The organism is Streptomyces sp. NPDC008139, from assembly GCF_042957025.1.
Taxonomy (GTDB): Bacteria; Actinomycetota; Actinomycetes; order Streptomycetales; family Streptomycetaceae; genus Actinacidiphila.
Genome location: NZ_JBIBHM010000005.1, coordinates 409,725 through 435,310, shown reverse-complemented (window position 1 = coordinate 435,310; position 25,586 = coordinate 409,725). Strand labels below are relative to the sequence as shown.

Here is a 25,586-nt window from a genome sequence, read left to right as displayed (position 1 = left end):
AGGCAGGAAAGGCAAGAAGGGGACACGAGGGGAGCGGAAGCGGCGATGACCACGGCGGCGAAGGACGGCGGGACGGCGGCGGCCGAGCAGGCGGTCGAGCTGGAGATCGGCGGCATGACGTGCGCGTCCTGCGCCGCGCGGATCGAGAAGAAGCTCAACCGGATGGACGGCGTCAGCGCCACCGTCAACTACGCGACCGAGAAGGCCAAGGTGGCGTACGCCGAGGGAGTCGCGGTCGGCGATCTCATCGCGACCGTCGAGGCCACCGGGTACACCGCCGCGCTCCCCCCGCCCCCGCTCGCGCCCCCGGCCGACGCCGACGGGACCGCCGCCGGCGCGGCTCGCGACCCCGAATCGACCTCCCTGCGCGAGCGGTTGATCACCGCCGTCGTCCTCGCCGTGCCGGTCGTCGCCATGTCGATGATCCCGGCGCTCCAGTTCGACAACTGGCAGTGGCTGGCGCTGACGCTCGCCTCACCGGTCGTGGTCTACGCGGGCTGGCCCTTCCACCGCGCCGCCTGGACGAATCTGCGGCACGGCGCCGCCACCATGGACACCCTGGTGTCGGTCGGCACCCTCGCCGCCTACGGCTGGTCCCTGTGGGCGCTGTTCATCGGCGACGCGGGCATGTCCGGCATGAAGGACTCCTTCGACCTCACCGTCTCGCGCGGCGGCGGCAGCGGCCACATCTATCTGGAGGCGGCGGCCGGGGTCACCGCGTTCATCCTGGCCGGGCGGTATTTCGAGGCCCGCGCCAAACGGAAGGCGGGGGCGGCGCTGCGCGCGCTGCTCGAACTGGGCGCCAGGGACGTCGCGGTGCTCCGCGACGGGCGGGAAGTGCGTATCCCCGTCGGCGAGTTGGCGGTCGGCGACCACTTCGTCGTACGTCCCGGCGAGAAGATCGCCACCGACGGCGTCGTACGCGACGGGGGCTCCGCCGTCGACGCGTCGATGCTCACCGGGGAGTCCGTTCCGGTCGAGGTCGGGCCCGGCTCGCGGGTCACCGGCGCCACCGTCAACGCGGGCGGGCGCATCGTCGTCGAGGCCGAGCGGATCGGCGCCGACACCCAACTCGCCCGTATGGCACGGCTGGTGGAGGACGCGCAGAACGGCAAGGCCGCCGCGCAGCGGCTCGCCGACCGGATCTCGGCCGTCTTCGTGCCCGTCGTGATCGTGCTGGCGCTCGGCACGCTCGCCTTCTGGCTGCTCACCGGGGAGGGCGCGACCGCCGCCTTCACCGCGGCCGTCTCCGTCCTCATCATCGCCTGCCCGTGCGCGCTCGGGCTCGCCACGCCGACCGCGCTCATGGTGGGCACCGGGCGCGGCGCGCAGCTCGGCATCCTCATCAAGGGGCCCGAGGTGCTGGAGTCGACGCGGGCCGTCGACACGGTCGTGCTGGACAAGACCGGGACGGTCACGACCGGGTCGATGACGCTGACCGGGGTGCGTGTGTCGGGAGCCGAGGAGGCCGACGTCCTGCGGCTGGCGGGCGCCCTGGAGGACGCCTCCGAGCACCCGATCGCGCGGGCCGTCGCCGCCGGGGCGCGCGAGGCGGCCGGTGAACTGCCGCCGGTCACGGACTTCGAGAACGTCCCCGGCCTCGGTGTGCGCGGTGTCGTCGAGGGCCACGAGGTGCTGGTCGGCCGCGAGCGGCTGCTGAGCGGGCGCGGGCTCGTCCTGCCCGCCGACCTCGCCGAGGCCAAGGCGGCGGCCGAGGCGCACGGCGGCACCGCGGTCGTCGTGGGCTGGGACGGGCGGGCGCGGGCCGTGCTCGTCGTCGCCGACGCCGTCAAGCCGACGAGCGCGGAGGCCGTACGGCGGCTGCGGGCGCTCGGCCTGCGGCCGATGCTGCTCACCGGGGACAACGCGGCCGTCGCGGCGGCCGTCGCCGCCGAGGTCGGCATCGACGCCGCCGACGTCTTCGCGGACGTCCTCCCCGAGGACAAGGTCGCCGTCGTCCGGCGCCTCCAGGCCGAGGGGCGCAGCGTCGCCATGGTCGGCGACGGTGTGAACGACGCCGCCGCCCTCGCCCGGGCCGACCTCGGGCTCGCCATGGGCACCGGCACCGACGCCGCCATCGAGGCCGGGGACCTCACCCTGGTCCGCGGCGACCTGCGCGTGGCCGCCGACGCCATCCGCCTCGCGCGGCGCACGCTCGGCACCATCAAGTCCAATCTCTTCTGGGCCTTCGGCTACAACGTCGCCGCTCTGCCGCTGGCGGCGGCGGGTCTGCTCAACCCGATGATCGCGGGCGCGGCCATGGCCTTCTCCTCCGTCTTCGTCGTGGCCAACAGCCTGCGCCTGCGCGGCTTCCGGCCGCTGAGCCGGTAGTGACGGCGGGGCGTGTGAGCATGAGGGCATGAGCGGAACGCGGCGGCGACAGGTCGGGAACGAGGAGCGGCGGGGGCGGCTTGTGCGGCGGCAGCTGCGGGCCGTGGGCACCTGCGAGGAGGTCGCCGACGCGCTCGTGGCGCTGCACGCGACCGATCCGGCGACGGTGTTCCTGACGGTGGCGGCGCGGCTGCGCGAGCCGGGCGACGGCGTCGGGGCGCTGGAGGAGGCGCTGTACGGGGAGACCGGGTCGCTGGTGCGGATGCTGGCGATGCGGCGCACGATGTTCGTCGTGGGCCGGGCGGCGGCGGCGGGGGTGTACGTGGCGGCCGGGCGGCAGATCGCGGCGAAGGAGCGCAAGGGGCTGCTGGCGTTCCTGGCGGAGGGCGGCGGCTGGGACGAGGCGTGGCTGGAAGACGTCGAGGCGCGGGTGCGCGCGGCGCTCGACGCGCACGGCGAGACCAGCGGCGCGGGGCTGTCGAAGCTGGTGCCCGAGCTGCGCGAGCAGGTGCTGGTGGCGGCGGGGAAGCCGTACGAGGCGCGGCAGAACGTGGCGAGCCGGATCATCAGGACGATGGCCGCCGAGGGCCGGATCGAGCGGCGCAGGCCGGCCGGCTCGTGGACGAGCAGCCAGTTCCGGTGGGCGAACGCCGAGCCGCTGCCCGAGGTGCCGGTGGCCGAGGCGCGCGCCGGGGTGGTGAAGGCGTGGCTGGGGGCGTACGGGCCGGGGACGGCGGCCGATCTGAAGTGGTGGACGGGCTGGTCGCTGACGGAGGTGCGCAAGGCGCTCGCGGCGGTCGGCGCCGAGGAAGTGCTGCTGGACGGGGACGCCGTCGGCCACGTACTGCCCGGTGACGCCGGGCCGTCGGCGGACGCGCCGCCGCCCGCCGCGACGCTGCTGCCCGCGCTGGACCCGACGCCCATGGGGTGGCAGGAGCGCGACTGGTTCCTGCCGCCCGAGCACCGGGCGTCCCTCTTCGACCGTTCGGGCAACGTCGGGCCCACCGTGTGGTGGGGCGGCGAGGTGATCGGCGGCTGGGCGCACCGCGCGGACGGCGCCGTCGCCTGGCGGCTGCTGGCCGACCGGGGCGCGCGGGCGGCGGACGCGGTCGAGGCGGCGGCGGAGCGTCTCACCGCTTTTCTCGCGGACGGCGGTGTGACGGTCACACCGCGATTCCGCACCCCTTTGGAGCGCGAACTGTCCGCGTGACCCGGTCGGGACCCGCGCACCCGCTGGACTCGGTAGGCCGCGCTTTCGCGCGGCGCGGCCGTATAAACCTCGCTTTCCGGACAGAATCCGGAGCGTGCATCTCCCCTCACGCTCAGCGCGTGTCACCCGCGCCGTGGCCCGCGCCGTGTGGGCGTACATCCGCAGCGCCCCCGGCACGTACATCTGGCTGGCGATCCTGTTCTTCACCACGGTCGCGATCCACCGGATGGCGCCCGCCACGGTGGACGACTTCCTGCGGCTGCGGTCGACGAACATCCACAATCTGTCGAGCCAGCCGGTCCGCGCCCTGGTGCGCAGCGCGCTGTGGATCGACGGCGGCGGATGGCTGCCGTACGTGCTGCTCTACACGATCTTCCACGCCACCGCCGAGCGCTGGCTGGGCACCTGGCGGTGGCTCACGGTCGTGCTGATCGGGCACGTCGCGGCGACGTACATCAGTGAGGGCGTGCTGCTGTGGGCGATCCGGCACGGGCACGCGCCGCAGTCGGCCGCCGAGACCCTCGACGTGGGCGTCAGTTACGGGCTGGCGGCGGTCGAGGCGGTGCTGACCTGGGCGGTCACGATGCCCTGGCGGTACCTGTACGGCGCCTGCGTGCTGCTCTTCTACGGGCTCGCGCTGGGCGAGGGCCGCACCTTCACCGATGTCGGGCACTTCACGTCGGTGCTGCTCGGCCTGGCCTGCTACCCGCTGACACGCGGACGGCCGGGTCGGATCGACCCGGCCGCCGCGTACCGGAGCCTGCGCGGTGCCGCCCGCAGGCGGCTCGGGGTCAGCCGACCCGGGTGAGCTTCGTGCCGAACGACGGCTCGCTCAGGTCGGACTGGAGGACGACCGGCACCGTGGTGCGGGCCGAGCCGGTGCCGAAGCCGATCGTGCCCACCTCGGCGCCGGACGTCGCGGTGTGCGGCAGCCCGTCCTTGAGGGGGGTCAGCGACAGCGTCGTCTTCAGGCCCGGCCAGCCCACGGCCTTCAGGTCCTTGCTCGCCACGACCGGCGTGTGACCGCCGAGCCCGTCGTCCACATAGCCGACGACCTCGCCCTTCTTCACTATCGTCGACGACGTCAGGCCGCCCTGTACGGAGTTGATCAGCTTCTGCGAGTTGACCAGCGCCGCCTGGAGGCTGTCGTAGACGGTCGTGCCGCCGCGCTGCTGGAGGACGACGCCGAGGATCAACTGGTCCTTGCCGTCGATCTTCTTGTTCGCCGCCCACATCAGGGCGCCGCCCGCAGGGGTGCTCGAACCGGTCTTGATGCCGATCACACCCACGTTGACCAGGTCGTTGTTGTTGTTGTAGATCGTGCCGACACCGGGGATGTCGATGTTCGGCTGCGCGACGACCGACCGGAACACGTCGTTCTTCATGACCTCGCGGGCCAGCTTCAGCTGGTCGACGGCGGTGCTCCGCGTGGTCTCCTCGAAACCGCTCGCGCCGGTGTACGTGGTGTTGGTCATGCCGAGGTCGGCGGCGGCCTTCGTCATCTTCGTGACGAACGCCTCCTGGGTGCCGGAGTCCCAACGCGCCAGCAGGCGGGCGATGTTGTTGCCCGAGGGGATCAGCAGCAGTTGCAGCATCTGCCGCTCGGTGAACCGCTGGCCCTTCTTGACCTGCGCGGTCGACTCGTCGCTCGAACTCGCCTCGTCGGCCGCCTGCGCGTCCACGGGGATCGTCGGACCGGTCTGCTTACCCGTCAGCGGGTGGTCGCGCAGGATCAGATACGCGGTCATCACCTTGGTGACGCTCGCGATCGGCACCGGGGTCTGCGCGCCGTGCACGCCGAGCGAGCCCAGGCCCTCGACCTCGGCCACCGACTGGCCCTGCGACGGCCACGGCATGGACTGCGGCAGCGGCGTGCCGTCGAAGGTGTACGACGAGGCCGCGGTCAGCGCCATCGACGGCGTCGGCAGCGGGCGCAGCGCCTGCACCACGACGAACACGATCGCCAGCAGCAGCACCAGCGGGGTCCAGATCTTGAACCGGCGCGCGACCGTCCGCAGCAGCGTCTGGCGCGGCGGCGGGGTGTTCGTCAGCTCCGCGAGCAGCTTCAGCGGCGCCTCGGGCTCCGGCGGCACGGGCATCGACCGCGTCCCGTCGGGCCCGGCCGCCGCGCCGTCCGGCGAGGCCGCCGTGGGGGCGCCGATCGCGGACGGGCTCCCGGCGTACGGGGGCAGCGGCGCGCCCGCGGCGGGCTTCGGCGGGGCGGACTGCTGCCCGATCGGGCCCGCGGCCGGACTCTCCGAGGGCTTCACGGGGCCCGTACGCGGCTTGGCGCCCGCCGGTGGGGCCGGGGGCGCCCCATAGGGCGCGGAGGCGCCAGAGGGTGCGCTACGGGCTCCTGAGGCGCCTTCCGCACCCCGCTCCGCCGGGCGCTCGGCGGGGAGATCGGACACAAGCGGGCGCAGGACGGAGGCGCTCCGGGCGCCGGGGCTCTTGGGGGCATCGCCCTCCGGGGCGTCCTTGGAGGTGCTCTTGGACGCGTCCTCGGGCGTGGAGCTCTCGGAGTCCTCCGGAGCGGCGTCCTCGGCGTCACCGGCGTCCCGCGCGTCACCGGCAGAGGGCGCGGCGTCCGCCACGTCGTCGGCGGCGTCGGTCGAGGCCGCCGGGTCCGCGTCCTCGGGGTCCGCGTCCTCGGAGTCCTGGCCGTCGCCGGAGGCCGGGGCCGCGTCCGATACGGCACCCGGTACGTCGTCGGCGCCCGCCCCGTTCACGGCCTCGGCGTCGTCCACGGCGTGCCCGTCCGCGCCCTCAGCCGTACCGTCACCGGCCGGAGAACCGCCGGCGGTGGCGCCGACGCCCAGCAGGCCCCCGCGCCCCCCGACGCGGAGCACGGCGGTGTGCTCGTCGCGCTCCGCCGCGGGCGGCTCGGTCGGCGCGGAGTCTTCCGCTTCCGAACCCGTTTCGGGGTCCGGCCCGTCCTCGGGGGCTTCCTCGGCGGCGGAATCCGGGTCCTGGAGGTCACGATTCGGTTCCGCTTCCGGAGGCAGGACCTCCGGGGTGCGGGGCGCGGGCGGCGTCGTGGACGGAGCCGCGTCGGAGGATTCGTCTACGGCCGCTACGCCGTCCGGCGTATTCGCCGTGGAGGCGGCGGCCGGGTGGGGGCGTGCGCCGGAGCCCGCGGAGTCCGCCGATTCGGGGGGCGCGGAGGGGACGGCTCCGACCGCGGCGCCCGCGTGCTCCTCCCGTACGCCCTCCGCCACGCGTGTCCCGTGCCCCTCGGTGGGCGCCCGGAACACCACCAGCCTCGGATCAGCGGTCGACCGCTCGACCGCCTCCCCCGACGTGCTCTGCCGCTGTTCCCTGCCGGGGGACTCGCCCGCCACGCAGACCTCCTCCACACATCACGAAATGGCCGCACACATCGTGCGGGGGCGGATGCCGAATGGCGCCCATACCCCTTCAAAGCTCACACTGGCAGTGTCCCGCCGACAGGCCCGCGACCCGTCCGCGACACCACCGCCCACCCCGTAGACGAGAACGACATACCACCCGGTTCCCGTCGATAAGGCAAAGGCGCTCTCGACAGGCCGGTGTGAGAGGCGTCACCCTGTCATTCATCCACGCGGGGAGGCATGGATGGGCAAGAGCCGCAGAACAATTCCGGAAGAGCTGTTGCTGCTCGCACTGGACCCGACGACCGGGACCACGGCGCAGCCTCAATCGCTCGACCTCGGCCTCGCCGGGGCGCAGCTCGTCGAGCTGGCCCTGGCCGGACGGATAGCCCCTGACGGGGATCGTATAGCCGTGGTGCACCCACGGCCGACTGGAGATCCGACCCTGGACTCCGCTCTCGAACTGTTGCGGCGACGCGGCAGTCCGGTGCGGGCCGTCCACTGGATCGGCGGACCCCGCCTCGGGCTCCGCCAGACGTATCTCGCGCATTTGGAGCGGTGCGGCATGGTGCACGCCGTGCCCGGCCAGATGTGCGGGGTGCTGCCGACGACGCGGTACCAGGCGTCCGACAGCGCGGTCAGCCGGGAGATCCGTACCCGGCTGGACAGTGCGATCCGTACCGGCGTGCCGCCGGACCCGCGGACCGCCGCGCTCGCCGCGCTCGCCCACGCCGTGGGACTCGGCAAGCACCTCTACCCGGGCAACGAGGGCCGGTCGTCGCGATCGCGCCTGCGTGACCTGATCAGGTACGACCCGATGGGCGGCCTCGTCGCGCATGCCGTGATGGATGTGCAGAACGGCGTGGCGGCGCAGCCGAAGCGGCCGGCCGCTCCGGCACCGCGAGCGGCGGGGCACAGCACGATGGCCCGCGCCGGCGCCCGTTGAGTCGGCGTGCGACAGCGAGTGGGCACAGGCAGCACAGGCAGCACGGTCAGTACGTTCGGCACGCTCAGTACGTTCAGTACGTGAGAGCGCGTGCGCAGGTGAGCACGTAGCGCTCGGCAACCCCCTCATCAGGGACGGCTGCGGCGCCCGTCGGCAGGGACGGGGCACCGCAATCCGCGACCATCGCGCCGTCCTCAGCGACCCGTTCCGGGAGCCGCTGTGACGCGCGGTGCGGCGGGACTCGGAACACGTTCCGGGATCCGTCGCACCGCGCGTCGCCGTATACACCCCCGTGTACCACCGCGCACACGCCCCTGTCGGGTTACCCTCATTCGCCAGCGCGCCGATGACCGCAAGTGGCAGGCTGCTGACCATCAGTAGGTTCAGCGTGGAGGTGCACTTCCAGTGGTCGCCAACGTCAATCCCACCGTCAGGCGCCGCCGGCTGGGTTCGGAACTGCGCAAGCTGCGGGAGCAGAAGGGCATGACGGCCGAGGAGGTCGCCGCCCGGCTCCTGGTGTCGCAGTCGAAGATCAGCCGGTTGGAGAACGGGCGCCGAAGCATCAGCCAGCGCGATGTGCGCGACCTGTGCGGTGTGTACGGCGTCGAGGACGTGCGGATCGTCGACTCGCTGATGCAGATGGCCAAGGAGTCGCGCCAGCAGGGCTGGTGGCATGCCTTCGGCGACATCCCGTACAGCGTGTACATCGGCCTGGAGACCGAGGCGGCCAGTCTGCGCGTCTTCGAACCCCAGGTGGTGCCGGGCCTGTTGCAGACCCAGGGGTACGCCGCCGCGATGATCGCGGGCAATCTGCCGGAGGCCACTCCCGAACAGGTCGACAAGCGCGTCAGCGTGAGAATGCGCCGGCAGGAGCGGATCACCGACCGGGACGGGCCGCTGCGGATGTGGGCCGTGGTGGACGAGGCCGCGCTGTGCCGCAAGGTCGGCGACGAGCACGTGATGCGTGAACAGCTTCTGCATTTGGTGGAGTTGAGCCATCTGCCGCATGTGACCGTGCAGGTGCTGCCGTTCGAGGCGGGCGCGCACCCCGGTTTGAGCGGGCAGTTCGCGGTGCTGGAGTTCACCGACGCGACCGATGCCACGGTCGTCTATCTCGAAGGCGTCAACAGCGACCTGTACTTGGAGAAGGACACCGATGTGCAGGCGTACAGCGTGATGTACGAGCACCTGCGGGCCCAGGCGCTCAGCGCCGAACAGACCCGGCAGTTCATCACCGAGGCGGCGGAACGATACACCCGCTGAAGTGCGGGCGATACGGTACACCCCCGCTCACTTCCATTGGAAGAGTTACCGGGAATATGCCATCCACTTGGGTGAAGTGGCTCACCGGTCCGTGATGTTGACTAGTAGCGTCGAGCGCGTAGTCAGGCAATGGCGTACCTCGCCGCCGCCATCAGCACAGACCGGAGCAGAGATGGCAATCAAGCTGGGCAGTACCCCCGCGTGGATGAAGTCCTCGCGGTCCACCGGAAATGGCGCCTGTGTGGAAGTGAAGTCCCCGGCCGTCGAGTCGGTCGTGGTCCGCGACTCCAAGGACCCGCAGGGTCCGGTCCTCAGCTTTTCCCCTGAGGCGTGGACCGCGTTCGTCACGGACGTCGACCGCGGCGCCTTCACGATCAACTAGTACAGCGCGCGCACCTTCAGCAGTACCGCAGAAGAGCCCTCTCGTCTGGCCGCCGTCCTAGCCGAGGGGGCTCACTGCTGTCCTGATGTTCCGGGCGGGGTGATCAACACGGCGGACCGGGTGATCACGCCGGCGGATCGGGCCGGCGGACCGGGCCGGCGGACCGGGCCGGCGGACCGGGCCGGCGGACCGGGTGATCACGCCGACGGATCAACGGAGTTGATCAACGTACGTGTCCGTGCCGGGAACGGTCGGAATGAAGGGAGCGATGAATTCCACTTTCGCCGAGCGCCCCGCCGAGTCGGTCCGGCCGGCGATCTCGGCGGCGTGACCGGCGAAATGCTCTTCCCACCCCTCGCGTGGATCTTGTTGCAGGAACCACAGGAGAGTGAGCCGGGTTTCGACGCCTTCGACCTGTTTCACATACGACATCCGGTCGAGCGGCAGCGGAGTGGGCGTGAAGATCACCACCATCGCCGCCGGTGATCCGGCGAGCTTCTTCGGCAGGTGGCGGGCCCGCAGCCATTCCAGTAATTCGTCCCGCCCTTCTGCGGATTCCGCTTCCAGCACTTCGAGGACGAGTCCGCGGTACGGGTGGTCGAGCGCGTGGATGTCGCGCGGACCGGCGGCGCCGTCCCGGTAGACGCTCGCCGCCCGGTCCTGGAACGCGGTGAAGACGTGGGTGCGGTCGTGGTAGACGCGGGCGTCGCGATTGAGCCGCTTGTTGATGCCGACCGTCCACCGCATGTGCGCGTCGTAGCGACCCGCGGTGATCCAGTACAGCGACAGGTAGCAGCCCGCGGTGACCGGCCGCGCGACCGCGGAGTCCGCCGGGTACCGCAGGTCCAGCAGCGGCCGCGTGGCCACCCAGCGGCGCCCGGCGTACAGCCAGGGCATCGCCATCGCACCGGCGATGAAGTGGTCGTCCTCGTACCACCGGTTGTACGCGTATTCGTGCCCTGCGTGCGGCTCGACCATGGTGATCAGCGCGTGCCCGACGTCGACGCCGTACGGCCCGACGGCCGCGAGCCGTCCGTACGCCTCGACGTCCGTTCCGCCGTCCGGGCCCGTTCTCACGTCCTCAGCCATGAATCTGACGCTACGTCAGCTACGAGGAGAAGTGAAGGTGCCCGGATGCTGGAAAGTACCTGGACATGGCAACGATTCTTCGTAGGCTGCCGGACATGACCTCGACCCGAGCCGCCGTGCCCGCCCTCGCCCAACGCGCCGTTTCGGTGGGCGCCTCGCCGGTACGGGAGATCCTGGCGCTGACCGCGCGGCCGGAGGTGATCTCCTTCGCCGGCGGGCTGCCCGCGCCCGAGCTGTTCGACGCGGCGGCCATCGCGGAGGCGTACGCCCGCGTCCTGGCCGAGCAGCCGCACAAGGTGCTCCAGTACTCGACGACCGAGGGCGATCCCGCGCTGCGCGCGGCCGTGGCGGCCCGGCTGAGCGGGCGCGACCTGGCGACGGGCATGGACGACATCCTGGTGACCGGCGGCTCGCAGCAGGGGCTCGCGCTGATCGCGACCGCGCTGATCGAGCCCGGCGATGTGGTGCTGGTGGAGAACCCGACGTATCTGGCGGCGCTCCAGTGCTTCGGCTTCGCGGGCGCCCGGGTGGTGCCGGTGCCGACCGACGCGTACGGGGTGATCCCGGAGGCGCTGGAGGAGGTGGCGCGGCGGGAACGGCCGAAACTGCTCTACCTGGTGCCCAACTTCCAGAATCCGACCGGGCGTACGCTCCCGCTCGAACGCCGCCGCGCGGTGGCCGAGGTGGCGGAGCGGCACGGACTGTGGATCGCGGAGGACGACCCGTACGGGGATCTGCGGTTCGAGGGGGAGAGCGTGCCGTGGATCTCGGCGCTGCCCGAGGCCGCCGACCGGACGATCCTGCTCGGCAGCTTCTCCAAGATCATGTCGCCGGGGATGCGGTTGGGCTGGTTGCGGGCGCCCGCCGCGCTGCTGCGCGCCTGCGTGATCGCCAAGCAGGCCGCCGACCTGCACACCTCGACCGTCGACCAGGCCGCCGCCGCGCGCTACCTCGCCGATCACGACCTGGACGTCCATCTGGACCGGGTGCGTACCGCCTACCGCGCCCGGCGCGACGCGCTGCTCGCCGGACTGCCGGCCGCGCTGCCCTCCGGCAGCACCTGGAACCGGCCCGAGGGCGGCATGTTCGTGTGGGTACGGCTGCCCGCGGGGTACGACGCGACGGCGCTGCTGCCGACCGCGGTCGGCCACAACGTGGCGTATGTACCGGGGTTGCCGTTCTTCGCGGAGGCGCCGGAGGCGGGGGCGCTGCGGATGTCCTTCACGACGCACACGCCGGAGGAGATCGAGGAAGGGCTGCGGCGGCTGGCGAAGGTCTTCGCCTGAGGCTGTCGGGACGACTGGTGGCGCGGCGGCGCACGAGGAACGGCGCGGCGGCGCGCACGAGGAACGGCGCGGCGCCGTACGCACGGACGGCGCCGCGCCGTACGCCTCCAACGGCGCGTCACCGCATCAGTTCGCCCGCGTTGACGAGCAGCGACTGTCCGGTGATCGCGCGGGCGCGGTCGGAGGCGAGGAACACGGCGGCCTCCGCCACGTCGCCGTCGGTGGCCAGTTCGGGCAGTGCCATGCGGCGGGCGAGGCGGGCCAGCACCTCGTCCTCGCCGACGCCCTCGGCGCGGGCGGTGAGCGCGACGAAGGACCGCACGGGCGGACCCCACATCCAGCCGGGCAGCACGGTGTTGACCCGGATCCGGTACGGACCCAGCTCGCGCGCGAGTGAGTACATCGCGGAGGTGAGGGCGCCCTTGGAGGCCGCGTACGCCGCCTGGCGGACCTGGCTGGGCGCCGCGACCGCGGACTGGGTGCCGATGAACACGACGGAGCCGCCGCGCTCCTGACGCTTGAGGGCGGGCAGGCACGCCTGGGCGAGCCTGAGCGACCCGAGCAGATTGACGTCGAGCACCCGCTGCCAGACGGCGAAGTCCGCGTCCTCCAGGCCGCCGAAATAGTCGTCGAGCGCGGCGACCTGGACGACGGCGTCGATCCCGCCGAACCGCTCCTGCGCCAGCGCCGCCAGCGCCTCGCACTGCGCGCCGTCGGCGATGTCGGTGGGCAGCCAGGCCGTCGACGTGCCCGCCGGGTCGATCTCGGCCGCCGTCTTCGCCAGCCGTTCGGCGGTCCGCGCGCCCAGCACCGCCCGTCCGCCGTCGCGTACGACGGCCGCCGCCACGCGCTGCCCGAGCCCGGCGCCGACGCCGGTCACGACCACGGTCTTCCCGTTCAGCAGCATGTCGGCCTCCGCAACCGTTGCCTGACGGAGCGTCAGGATAGGGCGGGCGCCCGCAGGAGGGAAGGCCGCGGCGGTCACGCTCGCGTCGGCGATCGGCCGCTCCCCTCTGCTTCCGCACGGGATCCCGTATCCCGGACGGCTGCCTCCTGTGTCCCGCGCGTCCCGCGGGCCTCGTGCGACGTCCAGCGAAGTGTCCGCTCATCGTGGGTTGGTGATCAGGGTCACGACAATGCCAAGGCGGGCAAAGAGCGAGTAAAATCGTTCGGCTTTCTGATCTGAGTTCAGACTCTTGAACGCAGAGACTCTTGACCGGCCCCCCGCACGAGGGGTTCAATCCCGGAAGTCCCCACTCCCGCACGGGGGCGACCCGCCCGGACCGGCGCCACAGCGAAGTGCGCTCCTGTTCACAAGGCGGACCCCTCTGGAGGGGACATGAACAGTCTCGACTGGACCGTGCTGATCGCGTACTTCGGCGTGATGCTCGCGATCGGACTCTGGTCCCACAAGCGCGTCGACGACGTCGGCGACTACTTCACCGCGGGCGGCAAGATGCCGTGGTGGCTGTCCGGCATCTCGCACCACATGTCGGGCTACAGCGCGGTGATGTTCACCGGTTACGCGGGCATCGCCTACACCTACGGCATCACCTCGTACGTCACCTGGTCCTTCCCGATCGCGCTCGGCATCGCCATCGGCGCCAAGCTCTTCGCGCCCCGGCTCAACCGGCTGCGCTCACGGCTGCACGTGGCCTCGCCGCTCGAATACCTCAAGAACCGCTACAACCTGACGACCCAGCAGGCGCTCGCCTGGTCCGGCGTGCTGCTCAAGATCGTGGACGTCGGCGCCAAGTGGGCCGCCATCGCGACCCTGTTGTCCGTCTTCACCGGGGTCACCATCACCCAGGGCATCGTCATCACCGGCGCGATCACCGCCGTCTACTGCACGGTCGGCGGCCTGTGGGCGGACGCCCTCACCGAACTCGGCCAGTTCGTCATCCAGTTGATCGCCGGGCTCGCGATGCTGGTCGCCGCGCTCAACAAGGTCGGCGGGATCAGCGGCATCTGGAACGTGTGGGACGAGCCCGCGCTCAAGCACCACGCCGACCCGGTCGCGGGCCCGTACACCACCGTCTTCCTGCTGGCGTACCTGTTCATCAAGACCTTCGAGTACAACGGCGGCATGTGGAACCAGGCCCAGCGCTACATGGCCACCGGCTCCGCCCGCGAGGCCACCCGCAGCGCCTGGCTGTCGTCGGCCCTGTGGTTCGTCTGGCCGGTCGTCCTCTTCTTCCCGATGTGGATCTCGCCGCTGCTGGTGCACGCCAAGAAGCCGGACGGGTCGGACTCGTACGGTCTGATGGTCGAACAGCTCCTGCCGCACGGGCTGCTGGGCCTGGTCGTGGTCGGCTTCTTCTCGCACACCATGGCCATGTGCTCCTCCGACGCGAACGCCATCGCCGCCGTCGTCACCCGCGACATCGCCCCGGCCTTCTCGAAGACCGCCCGCGAATGGTCGGCCCACGTCGGCCTGATCGCCGCCCGGTTGACCACGCTGACCTTCCTCGGCCTGTCCATGGCCGTGGCCACCCAGGTCAACTCCCCCACCTTCAAGGACATCATCACCATCGTCATCAAGTGGGTGGCCGGTCTGATGGGGCCGATCGCGATCCCGTTCATGCTCGGACTGCTGCCGCGCTTCCGCAAGTCCGGCCCGACCGCCGCCCTCACGAGCTGGGCGCTCGGCCTGTTCGCCTTCTACCTGCTCAACTACCCCATCAACGACGCCGTCTCGGGCGGCGTCAACCTCGAATACCAGATCTCGCTCCCGCTGGCCGTCTCGCTCGTCCTCTACATCGCCATCGGCTGGATCAAGCCGGAGGACACGCCGGAGCGGGACGCGCTCCTCGCGAAGATCAACTCCGATGACGGGGGCGGCCCCGGACCGGCGTCCGTCTCCCTCCCCGAGCCCTCCTCCGAGCCGACCCACACCAAGGTCTCGGACTAGGGCCCGTCCGGCGGCTCCCCTCCCCACCGGGGGGGGAGCCCCGGCGGGCCGGTGGTGACGTGCGGGAGCGTCCCTGGCCGCGCGGTTCCCCACCGGCCGGTGGTCCGGGGGACAACCGAACTGCCCCGCTGGGGCCGGTGGTGACGTGCGGGAGCGTCGTGGCTAGGGCCTGTCGGACGCGGCAGATGTGCGTGCCGGGCGCCGAGACGCCGCGGAGATCCACACGACAGGCGCTAGGCGGCCGGGTAGCGGTCGAGCCACGCCGGGCTGGCGCCCGAAGGCCCGTGCAGGGCGGGCGCCTGCGTCATCTCCATGGCGAAGTCGTCGGCGAGCTGGAGCAGCGTGGCCCGCCCTTCCACCTCGGCGATCCACGCCGGCGGCAGCGCCGTCTCCCCGTGCTGGACGCCGAGCAGATTGCCGCAGATGGAGCCGGTGGAGTCGCTGTCGCCCGAGTGGTTGACGGCGAGCAGCAGCCCGTGGCGCACGTCCTCGGCGACGAGGGCGCAGTAGACGCCGATCGCCAGCGCCTCCTCGGCCGTCCAGCCCTCCCCCAGCGCCTCCACGCGCTGCGGCGACGGCATCCCCTGCCGTACGGCGCCCAGGGCGCCCTGGAGCGCGTCCGTCGTCTCCTGGTGGCCGGGGCGGGCGCCGAGCAGGGCGAGGGCGTGCTGGACGGAGCCGTCGAGGGCCTCGCCGCGCGCCAGGCCGTGCACGATGACGGCGAAGGCTCCGGCGGCGAGCTGCCCGGTGGGGTGGCCGTGCGTCTGGGCAGCGCACTCCACGGCGAGCTGGAAGACGAGCTGCGGCTCCCAGCCGACCAGCAGCCCGAAGGGCGCGGAGCGCATCACGGTGCCGCACCCCTTGGAGCCGGGGTTCTTCGGCTCCTCCAAGGTGCCCATCCGGTCGTCGGACAGGCCGCTCAGGCACGCCTCGCCCGGCGCTCGCCGCGCGTAGAGCCACTCCTCGCGGGCCAGCCAGCCGGTGTCCTTGCGGCGCTCGTCGGGCCCCCACTCGGTCTGGGTGGCCGACCAGCGGCGGTAGGCGCGGTGGATGTCGGTGGGCGGGTGCCAGGCGCCGGTGTCCCGGCGCACCTGGGCTCTGATCAGGCCCTCGACCGTGAACATCGTCATCTGCGTGTCGTCGGTGACCGCGCCGCGTCTGCCGTACGCCGGAACGTAGTCGGTGACGCCGTCCGTGCCGTGATTGCGCTGGATCGCCTCGAACGACTCGAACTCGACGCCCGCGCCCAGCGCGTCCCCGATCGCCCCGCCCAGCAGGCAGCCCCGCACGCGGCTGCGGAAGTCCTGCTGTTGCGCGCGACCCCAGACAGCGGTCAAAGCGGTCCCCTTCGATCAACCCCGATCCGAACCCGTTCTGCGCCAGCACGATAGCCGACGTCACCAGGAGCGGAAGGGGGCCCTGGGGTTGGTGACGCCTGTCCGCGAACGGTGGTGATCCGATCGGATACGGCCGGACGTCGGAAATCCTCCGACGCGCGGCTCGGGCGCGGGACGCGGGTACGGCAGTCGGGTACGGCAGTCGGGTCCGTGACGCGGCCCCGCAACTGGGGCGTAAGGCACACATACGCGGCTCACGTAACCGAGAAGACGCCGATGGCGTTGGCGACCGGGCGCTCGGCGCCGCCCGACGGGTGGTTGCGTACGGTCACCGCCGCCGCGCCGGGGTCGCGGGCGACCAGCGTCGTGGAACCGCCGCCGTCGAGGTTCACCGCCGAATCTGCACCCAATTCCCTCATGACGGACGCAAGTTCCGCGATGGTCAGGCCCGCGCCGGACTCGGCGGAGCCGTCCAGCGCCAGCAGGTACAGCGTGCTGCCCGACGCGTCGAAACCGGCGGCCGTACGCGTGGCCGCCGTCGTGGTGTCCAGGCCCGCGAGCGGCTGTCCGGCGCGCAGGACGGGGAAGCCGCCGACCGCGAAGACGTACGGCACGCGCGAGAGCGTCGGCGTGAGGCGGCTGTCGACCTCCACGCGCTCGCCCACACGCAGGGCGCGCAGTGTGTCGGCGCCCGCGTCCCGGCCGAGCAGTACGGTGCTGCCCGCGGGAATCGCTCCCGCGCCGGGCGCCTGCGCGACCGCCGCGACCCGTCCCTGACGTACCGTCACCTCGTAGGTGTCCGTGCTGCATCCGGCGCCGCGCGAGGTGTCCGTGCCGCAGACCGCCCGCTGCCGGGAGACCGTCCCCCAGTCCGCCGTGTACGCGCCGACGCCGCCGACGGGCAGCGCGTACTGGTTGTAGCCGCCCAGCGGGATGCTCCCCCGCGGGGTGCGCACCGACCCGCGCAGGTCCAGCCGGTCGAGCCGCAGCTTGCGGTCCTTGCCCATGCCGAGCACGTCGTGCGTGGTCTCCCCCGGCGGCATCGCGGGCCCGAAGCGCTGGCCGTCGGGCACGGCGGCCTTGAGATCCCGGCCGGAACCGATCTCCGGGCCCACCGAGGAGCCGGTCGGCGCCACGCCGGGGTGCTGGTCCTCGGTGATGTTGAAGAAGTCGCCGTTCACCGCGCCCACCGCCTGCCGGTCGTCGGCGAGCCCGGACACCGCCTGCCGCGCCGCCACCGCCCCCGGCGTCAACAGGTCGAGCCGGGTACGGGAATCGCGCAGATCCACCGCCAGCACATGCCCGTGCACGGTCCCCCGCGAGGCCGCCACCGAGAACTCCCGGTACTCCACGCCCGGCCCGAGCCGCTCCACTCGCTCGTACGGCAGCCCGCCGCCGGTGCCGCTGTCCGCCGCGACGGCCGACGCCCCCGCCAGTCCCCCGGCGAGCACTCCCGCCGCGACCGCCAGGGCCACGCCCGCCCGCCCGCTCCACGCCACTGTTCCCCCAAGGGTGCCTCGGTTCCCGTGTTTCCCACAGGACTCCACCACCCCCGCAGTCCCCGCACCGGAACACGGTGAAACGCGGCCATGACGGTGGTGCGAATTCACCCCTCCGGTGCGCGGCGGGCGTCAGTCGCCCAGGACCGGGAGGAGGTCGGGGAGGTGGCCGTCGGAGGCGAGGCCGGTGGTGATGCGCTCTTCGGGGACCTGGCCGTAGAGGGTGGTGCGCTGGCGGGAGGGGCGGCCTGCGGCTTCGGCGATGGCGACGAGGTCGCGGATGGAGCGGTAGGAGCCGTAACTGGAGCCCGCCATACGGGAGATGGTCTCCTCCATCAGCGTGCCGCCGAGGTCGTTGGCACCGGAGCGGAGCATTTCGGCGGCGCCGTCCGCGCCGAGCTTGACCCAACTGGTCTGGATGTTGGTGATGTGCGGGTGGAGCAGCAGGCGGGCCATGGCGGTGACGGCCCGGTTGTCGCGGGCGGTGGGGCCGGGGCGGGCGATGCCCGCGAGGTAGACCGGGGCGTTGGTGTGGATGAAGGGGAGGGTGACGAATTCGGTGAAGCCGCCGGTCTCCTTCTGGATCTCCGCGAGCAGCCGGAGGTGGCCGAGCCAGTGGTGGGGCTGGTCGACATGGCCGTACATCATGGTGGACGAGGACCGTATGCCCAGCGCGTGGGCGGCCTTGACGACCTCGATCCAGGTGGCGGTCGGCAGCTTGCCCTTGGTGAGGACCCAGCGGACCTCGTCGTCCAGGATCTCGGCGGCGGTGCCGGGGATGGAGTCCAGGCCCGCTTCCTTGGCGGCGGCCAGCCAGTCGCTGATCGACAGGCCGGTGCGCGTCGCGCCGTTGACGACCTCCATCGGCGAGAAGGCGTGCATGTGCATGCCGGGGACGCGGGCCTTGACGGCGCGCGCGATGTCGAAATAGGCGGTGCCGGGCAGGTCGGGGTGGATGCCGCCCTGCATGCACACCTCGGTGGCGCCGACCTGCCAGGCCTGCTCGGCGCGGTCGGCGACCTGGTCGAGGGAGAGGGTGTACGCGTCGGCGTCGGTGCGGCGCTGCGCGAAGGCGCAGAAACGGCAGCCGGTGTAGCAGACGTTGGTGAAGTTGATGTTGCGGGTGACGATGTACGTCACCTCGTCGCCGACGACCGCGCGCCGCAGGTCGTCCGCGATCCGGCACAGCGCGTCCAGGGCCGGGCCGTCCGCGTGCAGCAGGGCCAGCGCCTCGGCGTCGGTGAGCCGGGTCGGGTCGTCGGCGGCCACCGACAGGGCCTGCTTGACGTCGGCGTCCACCCGGTCGGGGACCATGCCGGGCGCGGCCTGCTCGCGCAGTTCGGCCCAGTCGCCGTACACCTCGTCGAAGTCGTCGCGGCGGTCGGCCGTACGTCCTTCGGTGTCGATCGTGCGGTGCAGGTCGGTGCGGCCGGTGGCGGCCGAGGTGAAGCCCTCGTCCGGCTCCTGCCACGGGCGGCCCACGACCGGCGCGTCCTCGTCCGCCAGACCGGTGGCGGGGTCGGCGAGCGCCGTGACGTGCGGGATCAGGCGCGGGTCGAGCCAGGGCTCACCGCGCTGGACGAACTCCGGGTAGATGGTGAGGCGTTCACGCAGCGCGAAGCCCGACTCGGCCGTACGGGCGGCCAGTTCGTCGATCTGCGGCCACGGGCGCTCGGGGTTGACGTGGTCCGGGGTGAGCGGGGAGACACCGCCCCAGTCGTCGATGCCGGCCTCGATGAAGCGCGCGTACTCGCCGTCCACCAGATTCGGCGGCGCCTGGATGCGGGCGGACGGCCCGAGCACGATCCTGGCCACCGCGATGGCCGCCGCCAGCTCCTCCAGCTCCGCGTCCGGCATGCCGCGCATGGCGGTGTCCGGCTTGGCGCGGAAGTTCTGGATGATCACTTCCTGGATGCCGTGGTAGCGGCGGGCGGTCCTGCGGATCGCGAAGAGGGACTCGGCGCGCTCCTCGTACGTCTCGCCGATGCCGATGAGGACGCCGGTGGTGAACGGCACGTTGGACCGGCCCGCGTCCTCCAGGACCCGCAGCCGTACGGCGGGCTCCTTGTCCGGCGAGCCGTAGTGCGGGGCGCCCGGCTCCGACCACAGGCGGGTGGCGGTCGTCTCCAGCATCATGCCCATGGACGGCGCGACCGGCTTGAGCCGCTGGAGGTCGGTCCAGCTCAGCACACCCGGGTTGAGGTGCGGCAGCAGGCCGGTCTCCTCCAGCACCCGCACCGACATGGCCCGTACGTACGCCAGCGTGTCGTCGTAGCCGTGCGCGTCCAGCCACTCGCGCGCCTCGGGCCAGCGCTCCTCGGGGCGGTCGCCGAGGGTGAACAGCGCTTCTTTGCAGCCCATTTCGGCGCCGCGCCTGGCGATGTCCAGCACCTCGTCGGGCGACAAGTACATGCCGTGCCCTTCACGGCGCAGCTTGCCGGGCACGGTCACGAATGTGCAGTAATGACATTTGTCCCGGCACAGCCGTGTCAGCGGAATGAAGACCTTCCGCGAATACGTGATGACGCCCGGCCGTCCCACCGCTTCGAGGCCGGCGTCCCGCAGCCGGGCCGCGGTGCCCGCGAGTCCGGCCAGGTCCTGGCCACGGGCTTGCAGCAGGACGGCGGCCTCGCCCGTGTCCAGGGCGACACCTTCGTCCGCGCGGTGCAGGGCGCGGCGCATGGCATTGGCGGTGGGCGTCGGCGAAGTCATTCTCCGAGGATAGGCGGCCCCGCCGACAATTCGCTGGGGGCTCAGGCCGTCTTCGGCCCGATCCCCCTGTCGGCAATATCACCCGGAGATCGGACCGTCCGAGGAATACTCCGGCTACAAATACTGCGCGTAGTCGTCGAGCGCCCGCAGCACCTCGTCGGTCCCGGCCGGCGGGAGCTGGACGACGATCTCCTCGATGCCGAGGTCGCGGTAGTACGCGAGCTTGCCCGCGTCCGGGCGTACGGCAGTCGGCACCACCTCCGGGCCCTCCTCCCCGCGGCCCGCTTCCCGCCACGCGGCCCGGAGTTTGGGCAGCGACTCACCCAGACCGCCGCCTCCGATCGGCATCCATCCGTCCGCGTAATCCGTCACATGGCTGAAGAGTTTCGGGCCCGCCGCGCCGCCCACCAGGGTGCGCACCCGGCCGCCCGCCGGTTTCGGATACGCCTGGCTGGCCCGCACGGACGCGAATTCGCCCGCATAGGCGACGGGTTCGGCCGCCCACAGCGCGCGCATCGCCGCCATCCGGTCCCGTACCAGCTCGCGGCGGCGCCGCCAGTCCACCCCGTGGTCGGCGGCCTCCTCCACATTCCACCCGAAGCCCACCCCCAGCGTGAACCGCCCGCCCGACAGGTGGTCGAGCGTCGCGATCTCCTTCGCCAGCACCACCGGGTCGCGCTGCGCCACCAGCGTGATCGCCGTCCCCACCTCCAGCCGCTCGGTGACCGCCGCGACCGCGCTGAGCGCCACGAACGGGTCCAGCGTCCGCCCGTACTCCTCCGGCAGCGGCTCCCCCGCCGGATACGGCGTCGCCCGCGACACCGGAATGTGCGTGTGCTCCGGCAGATAGACCCCGGCGAACCCGCGCTGCTCCAGCTCCCGCGCGAGCCGCACCGGCCCGATGGTCTGATCGGTCAGGAAGATCGTGACGGCGATCCGCACGGGCACCTCCGGTGGATTGTCGACGGATACCGGGTGTGAACGTATATCTCAGCCGTCCGAGGTGGCGGCCCTGAGACCGCGCCGGTCGGTGAGGACTTTCTCCCAGGCCGCGAGTGACCGGTCCCGGTCCGTCCAGAACTCCCGCCGGGGAACGGCGACGTCGAGGCCGCGCACCTCCAGCCAGCGCTGGGCGATCTCCCCGAGGCCGGGGTGACAGTCCTGTTCCTCCACATGGCTGATCAGCTCCCGCCCCGCGGCGAGGACCTCGGCGTCCGTGCTTTCGACGGCGGCGAGGAACAGCTTCACGGTCAGCACCATCCACCGGTCGGCGCCGCCACCGCTGCGCGCCAGCATCTCCTCACCATTCGTCAGAAGTGTCAATACCTCCGCGGCCGGTTCGCGCCCGGTGCGTGCCGCCGCCCGCCAGATCAGCGTCTGCGCCACACCGACCGGCGTTCCGACGTCCTGGTTGATCTCATGGGCGTGCTCCAGCACCGTCTCGGCGTCCAGCGGACGGGCCAGCGACAGCACCATGCCCAGGTGGCGGTAACTGGTGTCGCGAGACATGCCCGCGGCGGCCAGTTCGGCGTCGTCAGCCACCTTGCGGAGATATCTCTCGGCCGCCGCGAAGTCCCCCTGCAGAAAACTGAACTGGCCCAGGAGATCCTGGGACTGCGCGCGGCGGAAGCCAAGGGGGCTGTCGCAATGGGGCAGCGCCCAGGTCTGGAGCCGCCGTCCGTCCCCCCGGAGCCATTGGATCCAGGCCAGGTCCTTCTCCGCGTTCTCCCGCAGGGGCCCGGGCTCGGCGGCGACCTCGGCGGTCAGCCGTTCCGCCTCGGCGTACCGGCCGAACTCCTCCAGCGTCTTGGCCAACCGGTGCGAGATGAAGAGGCGTTGGTACGGTCCGATGCCCGGATGGGCCAGGGCCGCCTCGGTCAGCGACAGGGCCGCTGTCCTGTCGCCCGCGCTGCGCGCGGCCATCCCCTGGCAGGTGAGCGCCAACGCTCCGGCGGGGTGGCTGCCGGACTGCACAGGCCAGTTCCGGGTCCCGGTGAGCACCGCTCCGAGGCCGCACAGGTCGACACCGTAGGCAAGGTCGTACAACCAGTCGGGGACACGGCTCGTGTTCAGGGTGAGGAGCCCGGCGGTGGTGAAGCCCTCGCCCAGTTCGCTCCTGTCGGTCGACGTCGGATTTCTGACCCCGCCGCGCAGCCGATCCCGGAGGTGTTCCAGGACTCGTTCGGCCGCGCTGCGCCACTCCTCCTCCGACCAGGCGTCGTCCGTGTTCCCGTCGTGGAGACGGACGGCGTTGCGGACGTACTCGTCCACGGTGTGTGTCAGCCACCTCGACGAATCGCTCTGCACCAGGGGGCGTTCGAGGAATCGCCGTACGACGGCGTCCGCCACGCTCGGGACCGCCGCCCTCAGCAAGTCGGCGTCGAAGCGCTCGGCGAGAGAGGCGGCCCGCAGAAGCGCGCGCTCTTCTGCGGACAGATCACGCATCACACGGATCACCATCTCGGCGAAAGTCCCTCCGAATTGCTCCACCGCGGGGACGCGGCCTTCCGCGCTCAGTTGGTCGAAGTACTCGGCCGACAACTCCAGATACAGCGGTACCCCGCCTGCCGCGTCGATAATCCGACGCCGCAACGGTGCCGGAATGGCGGGCTCCCCGTCCCTCGTCAGGCGAAGCCGCAGGTAGGTGTCGGCGTAGTCCTCCTCGAGCCCCGACAGCCGGTGCTGCATGGCGGGAAGCGTGCCGGGGTCGGTGACCAGACTCGGCCAGTAGTTGGGCCCTGAGTAGTGGATGGCCGGGTGATGACCGTCGCCCCAGGTCAGCCGGTTCCGCCCCGTGATGAGGAACAGTACGTTCGGCATCAGGTAGACCAGCCGGGCCAACCGGTCCTCGAGCCCACCCGCTTCCCGGCGCCTCCCGTCGACCCGCTCGAACGTGTCGAAGAAGATGACGACGTCCAGGGATTTCCTACGGCGGTACTCGGCCAGATCCCAGGACAGGAGAGCCGGCAGGAACGGCAGCATGTCCGCAGGCGACTCGACATCCAGCAGTTCGGCGAATCCGGGACATTCCGCGAGCAGCCGGTCTTTGCGCAGGTGCTCGCGGATCCTGCCCACCAGAATTCCCGCGGCACGCCGGGCCACACCCGCGAGGGGTATCGGGCCGAGCAGCGCATCCAGCGTGCCGTCCAACTGCTCGGCCAGCGAAAGGGATTCGCCGAGCCGTCCGAGCGAGGAATTCCGCGCTATCGCGGCCTCAAGAGGGACACCCGGATGGCAGCGCCGCCAGTACACGGCGAAGGCCAAGTCGAATGCGGGGCAGGAACGCATCACCTCACCGAGCGTGCCCCGCACGGCGATCACCGCGGTCTCCAGATCGGCCAGGGAGCTGTCCTCCAGGTCGATCCGGCAGGTCACGCGCCGTTCAGGACCGTCCGCCGACGCCCCGTCCAATTCCCCTTCGCGTAATCGCCGTTCCAACTGCCGGGACAGCGTCGACTTCCCGATTCCGCCCAGCCCGTAGAAGACGAGGACATTGTGGCGAGGCGGCGCCGACGAACCGGCAGCGGCGGGATGGTCTCGCAGCCCCCGCAACGCCTCTTCGAACGCCGTCACATAACGGACACGATCGACGAATACGTCACCCACGGTAACGGGTGATGTTCTCCGCTGATCGAAGATTCGGTCGAGTTCCATCGCGTCGGCCCGTCCCTCCCCGGCCGAACACTGCCCGGCCAAACGGTCGCAGTTCCCTCTCCCGGCAGCCTAGCTTCAGTGGACGACTCAAATCCAGAGCGTTATCGGCGCATCACTGAGCGCGTCCGGTACGCGGTACGCCCTTACTGGCCGTCGGCCTCCCGAACCCCAAAGGCACCGTCACGCCCGGAGGTCTACCAGGCCCCGTGGTGGGCCAGGCCCAGGGTCAGGGCGGCTGCCGCGGTGGCGAGGAAGACGATGCCGCCGAGGATGTCGCGGGAGCCGACGCGGAGGTGGGCGGTGATGGCGCCGATGAAGTAGAGGATGAGGCCGCAGGCGGCGAGGGTGCCGAGGACCGGGACGGCGAGCCCGGCCAGCAGGCCGACCGTGCCGGCGGCGAGCAACGCGCCGAGGACAGGCACCCACTTGCGGGGCAGGCCCTTCATGTCGGCCTGGGTCTTGGGGTATTCGTGGCCGATGAGGTAGGTGACGGCGGCGGCGCCGTTGAAGAGGGCGCCGAGGACGGTGACCGTCAGATAGGCGGCGAACACGGCAGCTCCGCTTCTGTGCGTGACACGTCGGGGTGACACCTCGTACGGGAAGGCTAAGGCGTCCCCGCGGAGCGGGAGTTGACCGTGAGTCGCACGCACTTGGCACGGCGTGAACCGCGCGCGGCTACGCGGCGTCGACCACCAGCACGATCTTGCCCCGTACGTGGCCCTCCTCGCTGAGGCGGTGCGCGTGCGCGATGTCGGCGAGAGGGAACGTCCGGGCGACGGGCAACGAGAAGCGGCCCGCCTCGATCAGCGGGCCGATCTCGGTGAGGACGTGGAGGGCCCGGCCGCTGTCACCGCGGCTGAAGGTGACGCCGTGCTCCTGGGCGCCGAGGAAGTCCGCGAGGGTGACGACGTGGTCGGGGCCTCCCGCGAGGGCGATGAGTTCGGGGAGGGCGCCGCTCCCGGCGACGTCGAGGGCGGTGTCCACGCCGTCGGGGGCGAGCGCGCGGACGCGGTCGGAGAGACCGTCGCCGTACGAGACGGGTTCGGCGCCGAGCGAGCGGAGGACGTCGTGGTTGGCCGGGCTCGCGGTGCCGATGACGCGGGCGCCGCGCGCCACGGCGAGTTGCACGGCGGCGGCGCCGACGCTCCCGGAGGCGCCGTTGATCAGGACGGTGCCGCCGCGGACGCCGAGCTGGTCCAGGCCGCGCGCCGCCGTCTCGATGGCGGACGGCAGCGCGGCGGCCCCGGCGAAGTCGAGTGACGCCGGGATCGGCGCGTAGAAGGAGAGCACCGCCAGCTCGGCCTGCGCGGCGCCTTCGGCGCAGAGGCCGAACACGCGGTCGCCGACGGCCACATCGGTCACCCCTTCGCCGACCTCGTCGACGACGCCCGCCGCCTCGTACCCCAGGGTCTGCGGAAGCTCCTCGTCCATGAGGCCCTTCCGCTTCTTCCAGTCGCTCGCGTTGAGTCCCGCCGCGCGTACCGCGATCCGGATCCGGCCGGGGCCCGGGTACGGATCGGGAAGGTCCACGATCTCCAGGACCTCGGGTCCCCCGAACCGGCTGAAACGGGCCGCCTTCATCACTTCGCTCCGATCTCGGCGCGCGGGGACAGGGG

At 71.9% G+C, this 25,586-nt stretch carries 18 protein-coding genes; 8 read left to right on the top strand and 10 right to left on the bottom strand.

Features of this window, described 5'->3' with window-relative positions; translation table 11 throughout:
* Positions 1-45: 45 nt before the first annotated feature.
* From ACFZBB_RS13225 to ACFZBB_RS13215, 3 genes are all read left to right on the top strand, one after another.
* Positions 46-2,331, top strand: coding sequence for a heavy metal translocating P-type ATPase (locus ACFZBB_RS13225; protein ID WP_391120874.1), 2,286 nt, complete (start codon positions 46-48; stop codon positions 2,329-2,331).
* A 28-nt stretch (positions 2,332-2,359) separates the two neighbouring features.
* Entirely contained in the window at positions 2,360-3,541 is a 1,182-nt protein-coding gene (locus ACFZBB_RS13220) for a DNA glycosylase AlkZ-like family protein (RefSeq protein ID WP_391120871.1), read from the top strand.
* Positions 3,542-3,635: 94 nt separating this feature from the next.
* A complete protein-coding gene (locus ACFZBB_RS13215) occupies positions 3,636-4,349 on the top strand; it encodes a rhomboid-like protein (protein WP_391120868.1) in 714 nt (237 codons plus the stop codon).
* Here ACFZBB_RS13215 and ACFZBB_RS13210 read toward each other — a convergent pair.
* On the bottom strand, positions 4,333-6,882 hold the full coding sequence (locus ACFZBB_RS13210; RefSeq protein WP_391120865.1) for a D-alanyl-D-alanine carboxypeptidase: 2,550 nt from the start codon (positions 6,880-6,882) through the stop codon (positions 4,333-4,335). The two genes, ACFZBB_RS13215 and ACFZBB_RS13210, sit on opposite strands and share 17 nt — an antisense overlap.
* A gap of 253 nt (positions 6,883-7,135) precedes the next feature.
* On the opposite strand from ACFZBB_RS13210, the gene ACFZBB_RS13205 reads away from it, so the two are divergent.
* The 3 genes from ACFZBB_RS13205 to ACFZBB_RS13195 all read left to right on the top strand — a co-directional run bounded on the left by ACFZBB_RS13205 (position 7,136) and on the right by ACFZBB_RS13195 (position 9,482).
* On the top strand, positions 7,136-7,837 hold the full coding sequence (locus ACFZBB_RS13205; RefSeq protein ID WP_355337733.1) for a GPP34 family phosphoprotein: 702 nt from the start codon (positions 7,136-7,138) through the stop codon (positions 7,835-7,837).
* A 405-nt stretch (positions 7,838-8,242) separates the two neighbouring features.
* Entirely contained in the window at positions 8,243-9,100 is an 858-nt protein-coding gene (locus tag ACFZBB_RS13200) for a Scr1 family TA system antitoxin-like transcriptional regulator (RefSeq protein WP_391120862.1), read from the top strand.
* A 172-nt stretch (positions 9,101-9,272) separates the two neighbouring features.
* Positions 9,273-9,482 (top strand): DUF397 domain-containing protein, encoded by a 210-nt coding sequence (locus ACFZBB_RS13195; RefSeq protein WP_355337727.1) that lies wholly within the window; start codon positions 9,273-9,275, stop codon positions 9,480-9,482.
* 210 nt (positions 9,483-9,692) lie between these two features.
* Here the strand turns inward: ACFZBB_RS13195 and ACFZBB_RS13190 are convergent, their stop codons facing one another.
* Positions 9,693-10,571, bottom strand: a complete 879-nt coding sequence (locus tag ACFZBB_RS13190; protein ID WP_391120859.1) for a hypothetical protein — start codon at positions 10,569-10,571, stop codon at positions 9,693-9,695.
* 95 nt (positions 10,572-10,666) lie between these two features.
* Here ACFZBB_RS13190 and ACFZBB_RS13185 point away from each other — a divergent pair, with 95 nt between their 5' ends.
* Positions 10,667-11,857: an aminotransferase class I/II-fold pyridoxal phosphate-dependent enzyme gene (locus tag ACFZBB_RS13185; RefSeq protein ID WP_391120856.1), complete on the top strand. Its 1,191-nt coding sequence runs from the start codon at positions 10,667-10,669 to the stop codon at positions 11,855-11,857.
* Positions 11,858-11,975: 118 nt separating this feature from the next.
* On the opposite strand, the gene ACFZBB_RS13180 is transcribed toward ACFZBB_RS13185, so the two are convergent.
* Complete coding sequence (locus ACFZBB_RS13180; RefSeq protein WP_391120853.1) at positions 11,976-12,764, bottom strand: SDR family oxidoreductase; 789 nt, start codon at positions 12,762-12,764, stop codon at positions 11,976-11,978.
* Between the two features lie 432 nt (positions 12,765-13,196).
* Here ACFZBB_RS13180 and ACFZBB_RS13175 point away from each other — a divergent pair, with 432 nt between their 5' ends.
* Entirely contained in the window at positions 13,197-14,768 is a 1,572-nt protein-coding gene (locus ACFZBB_RS13175) for a sodium:solute symporter family protein (RefSeq protein WP_391120850.1), read from the top strand.
* Positions 14,769-15,001: 233 nt separating this feature from the next.
* Here ACFZBB_RS13175 and ACFZBB_RS13170 read toward each other — a convergent pair whose 3' ends face one another.
* The 7 genes from ACFZBB_RS13170 to ACFZBB_RS13140 all read right to left on the bottom strand — a co-directional run bounded on the left by ACFZBB_RS13170 (position 15,002) and on the right by ACFZBB_RS13140 (position 25,551).
* Positions 15,002-16,105: an ADP-ribosylglycohydrolase family protein gene (locus ACFZBB_RS13170; RefSeq protein ID WP_391120848.1), complete on the bottom strand. Its 1,104-nt coding sequence runs from the start codon at positions 16,103-16,105 to the stop codon at positions 15,002-15,004.
* A gap of 254 nt (positions 16,106-16,359) precedes the next feature.
* A complete protein-coding gene (locus ACFZBB_RS13165) occupies positions 16,360-17,580 on the bottom strand; it encodes a phosphodiester glycosidase family protein (RefSeq protein ID WP_391120845.1) in 1,221 nt (406 codons plus the stop codon).
* A gap of 156 nt (positions 17,581-17,736) precedes the next feature.
* Complete coding sequence (locus tag ACFZBB_RS13160; RefSeq protein ID WP_391120841.1) at positions 17,737-20,316, bottom strand: bifunctional FO biosynthesis protein CofGH; 2,580 nt, start codon at positions 20,314-20,316, stop codon at positions 17,737-17,739.
* Between the two features lie 114 nt (positions 20,317-20,430).
* On the bottom strand, positions 20,431-21,258 hold the full coding sequence (locus tag ACFZBB_RS13155) for a TIGR03619 family F420-dependent LLM class oxidoreductase (protein ID WP_391120838.1): 828 nt from the start codon (positions 21,256-21,258) through the stop codon (positions 20,431-20,433).
* Between the two features lie 48 nt (positions 21,259-21,306).
* Complete coding sequence (locus ACFZBB_RS13150) at positions 21,307-23,889, bottom strand: hypothetical protein (RefSeq protein WP_391120835.1); 2,583 nt, start codon at positions 23,887-23,889, stop codon at positions 21,307-21,309.
* 275 nt (positions 23,890-24,164) lie between these two features.
* Complete coding sequence (locus ACFZBB_RS13145) at positions 24,165-24,521, bottom strand: DoxX family protein (protein ID WP_391120832.1); 357 nt, start codon at positions 24,519-24,521, stop codon at positions 24,165-24,167.
* 124 nt (positions 24,522-24,645) lie between these two features.
* Positions 24,646-25,551, bottom strand: coding sequence for an alcohol dehydrogenase catalytic domain-containing protein (locus tag ACFZBB_RS13140; RefSeq protein WP_391120829.1), 906 nt, complete (start codon positions 25,549-25,551; stop codon positions 24,646-24,648).
* Positions 25,552-25,586: the final 35 nt, after the last annotated feature.